A 12,400-nucleotide genomic window follows, 5' to 3' on the forward strand; every position below is an offset into this window, starting at 1 on the left:
GCCGCGGCAGGGCTCGGCTCAGCGCAGGCTGCTGATCAACTGCGCGCGTGAGCGCATGCCGAACTGCAGCAGGATGCCCGCGACATAGTTCTTGACCGTGCCCTCGCTGATCTCGGCCAGCAGGGCGATCTCGTGGTTGCTCTTTCCCTCCAGCAGCCAGTTGAGCATCTGCAGCTGCCGCTTCGTGAGCTTGTGCCGTGCGTTGCTGGACGATGGCGCCACGGGGTCGGCCGGCGCGGGCATGGCGGGGGGCTGGTAGTTCACCGCGTCGCCGCCCAGCAGGCCGCAGGCGCGGATGAAGCTCACGACTTCGCGCAGCGTGGCGGACTTCGGCAGGTACGCGAAGGCGCCCAGGGTCATCGCCCCCTGCGCGAGCGTGTCCTGTGCAAGCGAGGTGGTGCCGGTGCCCGAGAGCACCACGATGCGCGCCGCGGGATAGCGCGAGCGGAATTCCATGAGGCCGCTCAGGCCCTGCGTGTCGGGCAGGGCCAGGTCGAGCAGCACCAGCTCGACCGCGTCCTGGTTGTCTTCGTAGACGGCGATCGCTTCCGCGAGACTGCCGGCCTCGAGCACCTCGATGGGTGTCGCCGACACGTTGGCCTCCAGCAGCGCGCACACGCCCATGCGCACGAGGTCGTGATCGTCCACGACCAGGATGGCGCGTGGCCTTGCGGGGTTTTGCGGTGTCTCCTGCGTCGGGGATGCGGGCCTGCCGGTCTCTGTCATCCCCGGATGCTATGGGCCGCCTGCGGGGCACCGTAAGTGCCCAAAGTCATGGCCGCGCCCGGCAGGCTCAGAGCGGCTCCAGCCCCACCCTCTTCATCATGGCCTCGGTGAATACCATCTCTTTAGTGAAGCCGGTGGTGTAGGTCGAACCGTCCTGCATATCGACCCTGCCGCCCTGCTCCTGCAGCGCCGCGACCACCCTGGGCTGCGCCAGCGCCTTCTCGAAGGCCGAGCGGATGCGCTGCACGACGGCATCGGGCGTGCTCGCCGGAACAGAGATGCCGCCCCACGAGGTGAGCTCCACCCCCTTCACATCCAGCTCCGCCAGCGTGGGCACCTGCGGCAGCACGGGGTTGCGCTTCGCACCCGCCACAGCCAGCGCGCGCAGCTTGCCGGCAAGGATCTGCGGATAGGCCACGCTGAAGATCGGCATGCCGAACACGACCTGATCGCCCAGCACCGCGTTGACCAGCTCCGATGCGCCCTTGTAAGGTGCATGCAGCGCGGTGACGTTCTCGGCCGAGAGCAGCATCTCCACGCCCAGGTGCGAAGGCGTGCCCACGCCGCCAGAGGCATAGGCCAGCTGCCCGGGGCGCGCCTTGGCCTTTGCCACGAGGTCGGCCAGGCTGCGGATGTCGGAGCTGGCGTTCACCACCAGCACCACGTCGGAGCTGGCCAGCCGCATCACATGGCGGAAGTCCTTCAGCGCGTCGTAGCCCGGGTTGCGGTACATGCGCATGTTGGCGGCCATGGGCGCTGCCGAGTAGATCCAGGTGTAGCCGTCCGCCGGCGCCTTGGCGACGATGCGCGCGCCGATGTTGCCGGCCGCGCCGGCCTTGTTCTCGATCACCACCGGCTGGCCGATGACCGGCGCCACGGCCTCCGCGAGGATGCGCGCGGTGATGTCGGGGCCGGTGCCGGCCAGGTAGGGCAGCACCCACTTGATGGGACGCCCGGGGTAGGCCTCCTCGGCTCGCGCGAGGCCTGTGCCAAGGGGCAGCAGCAAGGCGGCCAAGGCTTGCCCCAGCACCTTGCGGCGATGCGGATCGGTCATTGTCTTGTCTCCTGTCTCTTGTCTCTTTGTCTGCTTCTTTGCTTCGGAACGCGGAAGGCGCTCTCAACCCGCCTCGGATGCCAGCAGTTCCTTGGCGATGGTGTTGCGCTGGATCTCGCTGGTGCCGGTGAGCACGCGGTACATGCGCAGCAGCCGGAAGAGGAACTCCACGCGGCGGCCCTGCACGATGCCTTCGCCGCCGTGGATCTGCACCGCGCGGTCGGCCACGCGGAAGGCGGTCTCGGAGCAGAACAGCTTGGCCATCGAGGCCTCGGCGCGTGCGTCCGAGCCGGCGTCGATCTGGCGCGCGGTGTTGATCATCAGCGCGCGCGCCGCCGCCAGTTCGGTCGCCATGTCGGCCAGCATGTGCTGGATGGCCTGGAACTGTCCGATGGCGCGGCCGAACTGCCTGCGCTGCAGCGCGTAGTCGCGCGCATCGCGCAGCGCCACCTGCGCCAGCCCCACCATCGCCGGGCAGTGCAGCAGCCGGTTGACGGTGATGCGGCCCAGCGCCAGCGCCAGGCCCCGGCCCTGCTCGCCGATCAGGTTGGCGGCCGGCACGCGGGCGTTCTCGAACACGATGTTGCCCGTGCCCGACTGCCCGGCCATGGTCTTGTAGCCCGACTCCACGCGCACGCCCGGCGCCTTCAGGTCGACGAAGAAGGCCGACACCTCGCGCTGCGCCGGATCGGCGGCGGTGGAAGCCACCAGCACAGCGAAGTCGGCAAAAGGCGCGCCGGAGATGAAGCGCTTGCGGCCGTTGACGATGTAATCGTCGCCGTCGCGCACCGCGTGGGTCTGCACGGCGCCAGCGTCGGAGCCGGCCTGCTCTTCGGTCAGCGCGAAGCAGATGGCCTTCTCGGCCTCGGCCACCGGCACGATGAAGTTCCGCATCTGCCACGGCGTCGCGAAGCGCGCGAGCGCGCCCACGCGCGGCGGGCCGCTCAGCTCGCCGAACACATGCGGCGCGAAGGGCGAGCCGGTGGCGTAGATCGCTTCCTTGATGAGCGCGTGGTCGAGCACCGACAGGCCCATGCCGCCCATCTTCTCGGGCAGCGTCATGCCGTAGAAGCCGAGTTCGCGCGAACGCTTCCACACGCGCTGCAGCAGCTCGCGGGGTGCGCCGCGCTCGCTGTCGACGTCGTGCTCGCGCGCGAGGTCGGCCAGCTCGCCGTCGAGAAAAGCCTGCACGCGCCCGATGACCTCGGCTGCGCGCTCCGAGCCCTCGAAGGGGCCCGCGAAGATCGGTGCCATGTGGGTGGTGGGTGTGGTCGTGGTCGCATCCATCTCAGTTCACCATCCTCTCCTGGCCTGCCCAGTACGGCGCCTGCACGGCCTTGCGCATCACCTTGCCGTTGGGGTTCTTCGGCAGCGCAGCCACGAACTCGATGTGGCGCGGGCGCTTGAATCCCGCCAGCCGCTCGCCGCAGAAGGCGTCGATGGCCGTGCCTTCCGCCGCGCGGCCGGGCTTGAGCACCACGTGCGCCGCCACCGACTCGCCCCACTTGTCGTCGGGAATCCCGAACACGCAGGCTTCCTGCACCGCGTCGTGCTGGAACAGCACCGCCTCGACCTCGGAGGGATAGACGTTGAAGCCGCCGCTGATGACCATGTCCTTCTTGCGGTCGACGATGTAGACGTAGCCCTCCTCGTCCATGCGCGCGAGGTCGCCCGTGTGGTAGCGGCCGTTCTTCAGCACCTCGGCCGTGAGCTCTGGCGCGCGCCAGTAGCCGGCGAAGATGTCCTCGCCGCCGACCACGATCTCGCCGATCTCGCCGGTGGCCACGGGCTGGCCCTCGTCGTCGAGGATGCGGACATCGCATTCGAGCAATGGACGCCCGCACGAAGCCAGGCGCTCGGGCCGCGCCGCGCGGGCATGGAGGTGGTCGTGCGTGGTCAGCGCGCACACGCCCGAGGTGGTCTCGCCCGCGCCGTAGCCCTGCGAGAGCACGGGGCCGAACACGTCCATGGCCTTGAGGATGCGCGCGGGCGCCATCGGCGCTGCGCCATAGCCCAGGCGCTGCAGGTCGGGCAGCGGGCGGTACTGTCCTTCGAGCTCGCCCAGCAGCATGTTGATCATGGTCGGGACCATGAAGGTGTGCGTCACGCGGTCGGCGCGCATGTCGGCGATGAAGCGCGCCGGCTCGAAGCCCGAGAACAGGCGGATCGTCACGCCGCTGCACAGCGCCGGCACGATCTGCATGCCCGAGGCGTGCGTGACCGGCCCCACCAGGCCGAGGATGTGCCCTTCGTGCATGCCCTCGGAGCGGATCAGGAACTTGCGCAGCTGCGCGAGCCGGTTGCCGAAAGTCTGCATCGCGGCCTTCAGCACGCCCGATGAGCCCGAGGTGTAGTGCAGCACCGCGAGCTCGTCGGCATGCACCTCCACCGGCGTGAAGGCGTCGCTGGCGCGGGCCAGCGCGGTCTCGTAGCCGGTGGCGGCGTCGCCGTCGAGCAGCAGCAGGCGGGGCATCTCGCCGCGGATGTGCGCGCGGAAGCTCTCGGCGCGCTCGCGGGTGGTGACGATGATTGCGGCCTCGCTGTTGGCGGCGATCTCGCCCACCTCGCTCGGCGAGAGGCGCGAGTTGAACGGCGCCTTCACCAGGCCGGCCTTGTAGCAGGCGAGCTCGATCTCGACGATCTCTGCGCAGTTGGCCAGGTAGATGCCCACGCGGTCGCCGCGCGACAGGCCGAGGCCCAGCAGCGCATTGGCGAGCCGGTTGCTGCGCCGTTCCAGCTCGGCGTAGCTGAGGGTGCGCGCGGGGCTCATCACCGCGACGCGCCGGCCGTTGGCACGCGCGCTGCGCGCCACGAGTGCACCGACATTGGCGACCACGCGCCTTGGGGAAATGGATGGGGGATTGATGCTTGTCTCCTGGGTGCCGCCCTTTGCGGTTCACGGCACTGTTCCAGAAGCGGTGCCGCAGGAGAAATACTGTTTGCTGATCCGCGGCCATCAACGGAATTGATGGCCCGGCGTGCTTTGGCGTGCGCTCAGCCGCGCATCATCCACTCGGCCATCCATTTGCGCTGCCTGATCAGGCTCTGCGCCTCGGATGTCAGCGCATCCACCACCACCTGCGTGACGGCATCGAGCGGCCGCTCGGCAGTGACCAGCGTGTATGCGCGCGAGAGCTCCGGGTTCACCACGCGCGCGACCAGCCAGCCTTCGCGCGGCGCCGGGCTGTCGTTCAGCGCGCAGGCCGGCACGAAGGTGAAGCCGGCGCCATTGAGATACAGCGAACGGATCACGCGCGCGGAGTCGTGCTCGTGGACGATGTTCAGCGGCACGCCGCGAGCGCTCGCCGCGCCCTCCACCGCCTGCCGGATTGCGAAGCGGCGCGACTGCAGCACCAGCGGCTGCGCCGCGGCATCGGCAAGGTCGATCAGCGGATAAGCAGACGCCACGGCCCCGGCGTCCGCCTTCGTCGCGGAACGCCGCCGGCCCGCGGGCGCCGGGCGCAGCAGCCGGGCGACGTGGCCATCGGCATCGCGTCCGCAGAAGTACATGCCCTCCTGCGCCATCGGCCGGCAGCGCAGGCCTTCGAGAGGCGGCGTGTCGACAAGGATGCCCACGTCGGCGCGCCGCTCGAGCACGGCCTTGCACACCGTCAGGCTCAGGCCGTCGAGCACGAAGACGCGCACGCGCGGGTGCGACTCCTTGAGCGCGGCCAGCACCGGCCCCATCAGCAGCGAGGCGAGCAGGAAGGGAATGGCCAGCGTGACCGAGCCCTCGGGCCCCTGCGGCAGGCGCTGGATGCGCTCGCGCATGGCGTCGGCGTCGCTCAGCAGGCGGCGGGCATCGTCGTAGAGCCGCAGCCCGGCCGAGGTGGGCGTGACGCCGGCATGCGAGCGCTCGAAGAGCTGCACGCCGAGCTCGCTTTCCAGCTTCTTGATCTGCGCCGTGAGTGCCGGCTGCGCCACGTAGAGCGCCCCGGCCGCGCGGGAAAGGCTGCCGGCTTCGAGCACGGCGATGAAATAGCGGAGGGTGCGCAGGTCCATGCTGGCTACTATGCCTCGCGCAGCCGCAACGGCTCGGGCAACGGGCTCGCGGGTCTGGCAAACCCTGATCGGTCGCCAGACATGTGTTTGAAAATCAGACACAGCATTTGTCTGGATCGACTACATCGCCCGATCGGCGGATCGGGAAATCTCTTGTGGATCAACGCGCAGGCGCACTGGCATGCCCCATGCAAAGCACAGCCGATCCGACCCACATCACGCGCGGAATCATCGCGGGCCACCGCTCTTTCCGTTTCGCGCCTGGAGACACCATGGACACCCTTCTTCAATCCCGCGCAGATGCGCCCCAGGCGCACGACAGCGTCGCCGCCTGGTTCGACCCGCTGCTGTCCGAAAGGCTCGCGCAAGCCGGCTTCGGCACGCTGGAACAGCTGACGCAACGCATCAACGATGCCGGCCTGACCTGGTGGTATCCGGTGCGGGGCATCGGCGTGAGGCGCGCCGAGCGCGTCGTGCAATGGCTGCACGAGCAGCAGCAGAGCACGGGCATGGAGGTGAACCTGCGCGGCCTGCGCGAACACGCGCGGGCGCGGTCGTCGTCGTGCGCCGACGCCTAGGCTGCGGCGGAGTGCGGCTCGGATAATGCGGGCTTCGTGTCAGCAGCAACAAGGCAAGGATGAGCGCCGCGGATTTTCTTTTTTCTCCCGAAGTACAGAAGCTGCTCACGGTCTTGTATGCGGCGCCAGCCGATGAGCAGTTCCCGACCGCCGAACTCGCGCGGCGCGCCAAGTTGGCGGAACCTGAAGCCACGGCCACCGTCGGGCATCTGGTCAGCAGCGGCATCGTGAAGCGTCAGGCCGCGAAGGCCGAGCAGCCCGAGACCATCCAGATCGACCGTTCCTTCGTCTTCCACGACCAGCTGCGCAGCATCGCGCTGCGATCCTTCGCCGCGGCGGAGCCGATCCGCTCCATGCTGCGCTCCAAGTTCAAGGACTCCGTCGTGCGCGCCTTCGTGCTTGGCGAGGACGCGCAAGGCACCATCGAGCTACTGGTCGCGCACGGCCAGCTGGTGCCCGACGAGGCCACCATGGCGGCGGCCTGCCAGAAGCTGTCGAAGTCCATGGGACGGCATCTGAAGGTGCACGTCATTCCGCTTGCCCGGCTCAACGGGATGTCGCCGCGCGATCCGCTGGCCCCGAAGCTTTCCGCAAGCACCGTGCACGAGATCGTCGCGCTCGGGGACACCAAGGCGGCACTGCCCGTCGAACGCGGCGGGCTTCTGCAGGCGGCCAGGAAGAGGCTGGCGACGCTGGGCAGGCCGCAATAAGTGCGAAGGGCCTGCCCTCGAAAGAGCAGGCCCTTCAATCACGAACCGGAAAGACCGGCTTCAGAAGGGAATGTCGTCATCCATGTCGTCGAAGCCAGACGACGACTTGGCTGGAGCCTGGCGCGGAGCCGGCGCCGGAGCACGCGGTGCGGCCGCGGGTGCGCGCGGGGCGTAGCCGCCACCGCCACCACCACCGCCGCCTTGCGAGTAGCCGCCGCCACCGCCGTAGCCGCCGTCGTCATCGCCGGGACCCGACGGACCACCCTGGCCCTGGCGGCTGCCCAGCATCTGCATCTGGTCGGCGCGGATCTCGGTGGTGTACTTTTCGATGCCGTCCTTGTCGGTCCACTTGCGCGTGCGCAGGCTTCCTTCGACATACACCTGCGAGCCCTTGCGCAGGTACTGGCCGGCGATTTCGGCCAGGCGGCCGTTGAAGACGATGCGGTGCCACTCGGTGGCCTCGCGCATTTCGCCGCTTTGCTTGTCCTTCCAGCGATCGGTGGTGGCCACGGTGACGTTCGCGACCTGGTCGCCGCTCGGGAATGTACGCATCTCGGGGTCGCGCCCCAGATTGCCGACGACGATGACTTTATTGACCGATGCCATATGCACTGCCCCTGATAAGTAGATGGAGGAGAAGGTTGAGAAGAACCCTCGATTGTGCCCCAAGGCGACCGGTCTCTTTCCCCCTCGGTGCCAGAATGGGCCCTTGCGATGAACCGGGAACCTGACTTTTTCGAGCATCTGCGCGCCGAGCTGTCCAGCGGGCGCGTCTGGCTCGACCGCGCGATCGTGCTGGGCTACGCCGTCGCGGCGGGCCTCTTCGTGGTGGGCTTCACGCTGGCCAGCGACTGGGTCTTCGGCCAGTTCAACCGCTTCTACCGCGCCTGGCCCTGGGCGGTGCTGCTGACCACGCCGCTGATCACGGCCGGCATCGTCTGGTTCACGCTGCGCTTCTTTCCGGGCGCGGGCGGCTCGGGCATTCCACAGATCAAGGCCGCGCTGCACCCTGCCCTGCCCGGCGAGCGGCGCTTCGTGTTCGCCTCGCTGCGGCTGACGGTCGCCAAGATCGGGCTGGGCGTGGCGGGCTTCGCGGCCGGCCTGTCGATCGGGCGCGAGGGGCCTTCGGTGCAGGTGGCGGCGGGCGTGATGCAGCACGCGCGGCGCTGGCTGTCGCCCAACACGTCCATCGACGGGCGCGCGCTGCTGGTGGCCGGCGGCGCGGCCGGAATCGCGGCGGCCTTCAATGCGCCGCTGGCGGGCGTGGTGTTCGCCATCGAGGAGCTGTCGGGCCGGCTCGAGGCGCGCTCCAGCGGACTGATCATCACGGCCATCGTGCTGGCGGGCCTGGTGGCGGTGTCCGCCTTCGGCAACGTCAGCTATTTCGGCGTGATCCGCGTGCCCCGTCTGGGCTGGGACGTGCTCGGACCCGGCCTGCTGGTCACGCTGCTGAGTGGTGCCGCGGGCGGCCTCTTCGCGCGGCTGCTGATCGCGTCTCTCACGAGCACCGCCGGGCGCTTCAACCGCTGGCGCGCGCGCTTCCCGGTGCGCTTCGCGGCCATCGGCGGACTGGCCGTGGCCGTCATCGGGCTGGCCACGGGCGGCGTCACCTTCGGCGCGGGCTCGGAGGCGGTCAAGCAGATGCTGCAGGGCCACGACGAGCTCACGCCGCTGTACACCGTGCTGAAGTTCATCGCCACCTGGCTCACGGCGTGGTGCGGTGTGCCGGGCGGGATCTTCGCGCCCTCGCTGTCGATCGGCGCGGGCATCGGCGACGCGGTGGCCCGGCTGGCCGCCAGCGAGCAGGGGCCGGCGCTCATCGCCATGGGCATGGCCGGCTTCCTCGCGGCGGTGACGCAGGCGCCGCTGACCGCCTTCATCATCGTGATGGAAATGGTCGACGGCCACTCGATGGTGCTGAGCCTGATGGCCGCCGCGATGCTGGCCAGCCTGGTCTCGCGCATGATCAGCCGGCCGCTGTACGACACGCTGGCCGAGCACATGGTGGGACGGGCGATCAGCACCTCCGCCAGCACCGAAGCGGTGCACCCGCCGGCGGCAGAACCCCCGAAGTCCGAACCGCCGGTTCCCTCCGGCTCGCCATGAAATCGTCGGCGGTCTATCATGTCCGGTTGCCCTCGGACGATCGCCTCCCTTGAATTCAAAAGCCACCGCCCAAACCGCACTCAGCGCACTCAGCGCAGCCGACGAGGAAAGCGCTCGCGACGCGGCTCTCGAACGCAACACCTACCTCGGCGCAGTGCTGGCGCAGCAGCGCATCAGCATCCGGGGTGCGCGCACGCACAACCTGAAGAACGTCGATCTCGACATTCCGCGCAACAAGCTGGTGGTCATCACCGGCCTGTCGGGCTCGGGCAAGTCGAGCCTGGCCTTCGACACGCTGTATGCCGAAGGGCAGCGGCGCTACGTCGAGAGCCTGTCGGCCTATGCACGGCAGTTCCTGCAGCTGATGGACAAGCCCGACGTCGACGTGATCGAGGGCCTCTCGCCCGCGATCAGCATCGAGCAGAAGGCCACCAGCCACAACCCGCGCTCCACCGTGGGCACGGTGACCGAGATCCACGACTACCTGCGCCTGCTGTACGCGCGCGCCGGCACGCCCTACTGCCCCGACCACCACCTGCCGCTGCAGGCGCAGACGGTGTCGCAGATGGTCGATGCGGTGCTGGCCATTCCCGACGAGCCGCGCCTGATGATCCTGGCGCCCGTGGCGCGCGAGAAGAAGGGCGAGTTCGTCGAGCTCTTCGCCGAGATGCAGGCCGCCGGCTACGTGCGCTTCCGCGTCGACGGGCAGATCTACGAGTACAACGACCTGCCCAAGCTCAAGAAGACGGAGAAGCACGACATCGACGTCGTCATCGACCGTCTCCGCGCGCGCCCCGACATGCAGCAGCGCCTGGCCGAGAGCTTCGAGGCCGCGCTGCGCCTGGCCGAGAGCCGCGCCATCGCGCTGGAGCTGGGCACAAGACCGGAAGGCAGCGCCGATGGCGCTGCGGGCGCTCCCGACAAGGAGCACCTGTTCAACGCCAAGTTCGCCTGCCCGATCTGCCACTACTCGCTGTCGGAGCTGGAGCCTCGCCTGTTCTCGTTCAACTCGCCCGTGGGTGCGTGCCCGACCTGCGACGGCCTGGGCAACCGCGAGGTGTTCGACCCGGCGCGCGTGGTGGCCTTTCCCTCGCTGTCGCTGGCCAGCGGCGCCATCAAGGGCTGGGACCGCCGCAACGGCTACTACTTCAGCATGATCGAGAGCGTCGCCAAGCACTACAAGTTCGACGTCGACGCGCCCTTCGAATCGCTGCCGGCCTCGGTGCAGCAGGTGCTGCTGCACGGCTCTGCGGCGGAAGAGATCAAGTTCAACTACACGATGGAGTCGGGCAACTTCGCAGGCAAGAAGCTCACGAAGAAGCATCCCTTCGAGGGGATCATCCCGAACATGACGCGGCGCTACCGCGAGACCGACTCGGTGATGGTGCGCGAGGACCTCGCGCGCTTCCGCAACCTGCAGCCCTGCCCCGACTGCGGCGGCTCGCGCCTTCGCCCCGAGGCGCGCAACGTGTTCCTGGTCGACGAGAGCGTGTCCGACAACGGCGCCGAGCGCCCCCGCATGGCGATCTTCGAACTCAGCCGCCTCACGCTGCGCGATTCGCTCGACTGGTTCCAGAAGCTCAAGCTGCGCGGCGCCAGGGCCGAGATCGCCGACAAGGTGGTGCGCGAGATCGGCCTGCGCCTGAAATTCCTCAACGACGTGGGCCTGAACTACCTGAGCCTGGACCGCAGCGCCGAGACGCTCTCGGGCGGCGAGGCGCAGCGCATCCGCCTCGCGTCGCAGATCGGCTCGGGCCTCACGGGCGTGATGTACGTGCTCGACGAGCCCAGCATCGGCCTGCACCAGCGCGACAACGACCGGCTCATCGGCACGCTGAAGCATCTGCGCGACATCGGCAACAGCGTGATCGTGGTCGAGCACGACGAGGACATGATCCACGCCGCCGACCACGTGATCGACATGGGCCCCGGCGCCGGCGTGCACGGCGGGCGCGTGATGGCGCAGGGCACCTACGCCGAGGTTTCGTCCAACCCCGATTCGCTCACCGGCCAGTACCTCTCGGGCGTCCGAAAAATCGAAGTGCCGAAACACCGCACCGCCTGGCTGCCGGCGACGAAACAGCCCGCCTTCCATGAAGGAAAGAAGCCCCCGCGCTTTCCGCCCAGCCCCGCCGCCGAGCGCCGCGCCGCGCGCGAAGCGGCGCATCTCGCCACGCAGACCGACCTGCAGGAGATCCGCGTGGTCGGCGCCACCGGCAACAACCTGAAGAACGTGAGCGTCGCCTTCCCCGTGGGCCTGCTGACCTGCGTGACGGGCGTGTCGGGCTCGGGCAAGTCCACGCTGGTGAACGACACGCTCTACTCGGCGGTGGCGCGCACGCTCTACCGCGCGCACGAGGAGCCGGCCGCGCACGAATCGGTGGAAGGCATCGAGTACTTCGACAAGGTCATCAACGTCGACCAGAGCCCCATCGGCCGCACGCCGCGCAGCAACCCGGCCACCTACACGGGCCTGTTCACGCCCATCCGCGAACTCATGGCCGAGACCAACACCGCGCGCGAGCGCGGCTACGGGCCGGGCCGCTTCAGCTTCAACGTGGCAGGCGGGCGCTGCGAGGCCTGCCAGGGCGACGGCGTGGTCAAGGTCGAGATGCACTTCCTGCCCGACGTGTACGTGCCCTGCGAGGTCTGCCACGGCCAACGCTACAACCGCGAGACGCTGGAAGTGCTCTACAAGGGCAAGAACATCGCGCAGATCCTGGAGATGACGGTCGAGGCCGCGCACGATTTCCTGAAGGCGGTGCCCACCATCGAGCGCAAGCTGCGCACCCTGCTCGACGTGGGCCTGAGCTACATCAAGCTGGGCCAGTCGGCCACCACGCTCTCCGGCGGCGAGGCGCAGCGCGTGAAGCTGGCGCTGGAGCTCAGCAAGCGCGACACCGGCCGCACGCTCTACATCCTCGACGAGCCGACCACCGGCCTGCACTTCGCCGACATCGAGCTGCTGCTGAAGGTGCTGCACCAGCTGCGCGACGCGGGCAACACCATCGTCGTCATCGAGCACAACCTCGACGTCATCAAGACCGCCGACTGGCTCATCGACATGGGCCCCGAAGGCGGCGCCGGCGGCGGCACGGTGGTGGGCCAGGGCACGCCGGAGGACATCGCGGCGAACGAGGCGAGCCATACGGGGCGGTATCTGAAGCGGCTGCTGTAGCCAGGCAGCTCCCTGCACGAATGCCCGGGCCGCGCCACAATCGCGG

The 12,400-nt window shown here is 69.0% G+C and carries 10 protein-coding genes; 4 read left to right on the plus strand and 6 right to left on the minus strand.

What is annotated here, in order from left to right; translation table 11 throughout:
- Window positions 1–18: 18 nt before the first annotated feature.
- From AC1VNX_RS32380 to AC1VNX_RS32400, 5 genes are all read right to left on the minus strand, one after another.
- On the minus strand, window positions 19–726 hold the full coding sequence (locus AC1VNX_RS32380; protein WP_483161607.1) for a response regulator transcription factor: 708 nt from the start codon (window positions 724–726) through the stop codon (window positions 19–21).
- Window positions 727–793: 67 nt separating this feature from the next.
- Window positions 794–1,780 carry a Bug family tripartite tricarboxylate transporter substrate binding protein gene (locus tag AC1VNX_RS32385; RefSeq protein ID WP_483161608.1) on the minus strand — a complete coding sequence of 329 codons (987 nt, stop codon included), beginning with the start codon at window positions 1,778–1,780 and terminating at the stop codon, window positions 794–796.
- Window positions 1,781–1,843: 63 nt separating this feature from the next.
- Window positions 1,844–3,067 (minus strand): acyl-CoA dehydrogenase family protein, encoded by a 1,224-nt coding sequence (locus AC1VNX_RS32390; protein WP_483161609.1) that lies wholly within the window; start codon window positions 3,065–3,067, stop codon window positions 1,844–1,846.
- Between the two features lies 1 nt (window position 3,068).
- Window positions 3,069–4,616 carry an AMP-binding protein gene (locus tag AC1VNX_RS32395; RefSeq protein ID WP_483161610.1) on the minus strand — a complete coding sequence of 516 codons (1,548 nt, stop codon included), beginning with the start codon at window positions 4,614–4,616 and terminating at the stop codon, window positions 3,069–3,071.
- Between the two features lie 158 nt (window positions 4,617–4,774).
- Window positions 4,775–5,782, minus strand: a complete 1,008-nt coding sequence (locus AC1VNX_RS32400) for a LysR family transcriptional regulator (protein WP_483161611.1) — start codon at window positions 5,780–5,782, stop codon at window positions 4,775–4,777.
- Window positions 5,783–6,054: 272 nt separating this feature from the next.
- On the opposite strand from AC1VNX_RS32400, the gene AC1VNX_RS32405 reads away from it, so the two are divergent.
- Window positions 6,055–6,360, plus strand: a complete 306-nt coding sequence (locus AC1VNX_RS32405; RefSeq protein ID WP_483161612.1) for a phage integrase family protein — start codon at window positions 6,055–6,057, stop codon at window positions 6,358–6,360.
- Window positions 6,361–6,419: 59 nt separating this feature from the next.
- Window positions 6,420–7,070, plus strand: coding sequence for a hypothetical protein (locus AC1VNX_RS32410; protein ID WP_483161613.1), 651 nt, complete (start codon window positions 6,420–6,422; stop codon window positions 7,068–7,070).
- A 60-nt stretch (window positions 7,071–7,130) separates the two neighbouring features.
- On the opposite strand, the gene ssb is transcribed toward AC1VNX_RS32410, so the two are convergent.
- The gene (ssb, locus tag AC1VNX_RS32415; RefSeq protein ID WP_301503724.1) at window positions 7,131–7,676 is read right to left on the minus strand and encodes a single-stranded DNA-binding protein; all 546 of its coding nucleotides are present in this window, start codon (window positions 7,674–7,676) and stop codon (window positions 7,131–7,133) included.
- Window positions 7,677–7,784: 108 nt separating this feature from the next.
- On the opposite strand from ssb, the gene AC1VNX_RS32420 reads away from it, so the two are divergent.
- Window positions 7,785–9,176 carry a chloride channel protein gene (locus tag AC1VNX_RS32420; protein ID WP_483161614.1) on the plus strand — a complete coding sequence of 464 codons (1,392 nt, stop codon included), beginning with the start codon at window positions 7,785–7,787 and terminating at the stop codon, window positions 9,174–9,176.
- 154 nt (window positions 9,177–9,330) lie between these two features.
- Window positions 9,331–12,354: an excinuclease ABC subunit UvrA gene (gene uvrA / locus AC1VNX_RS32425; RefSeq protein ID WP_483162058.1), complete on the plus strand. Its 3,024-nt coding sequence runs from the start codon at window positions 9,331–9,333 to the stop codon at window positions 12,352–12,354.
- The last annotated feature ends 46 nt before the right edge of the window (window positions 12,355–12,400 follow it).

The organism is Variovorax sp. TLI9-5A, assembly GCF_056867935.1.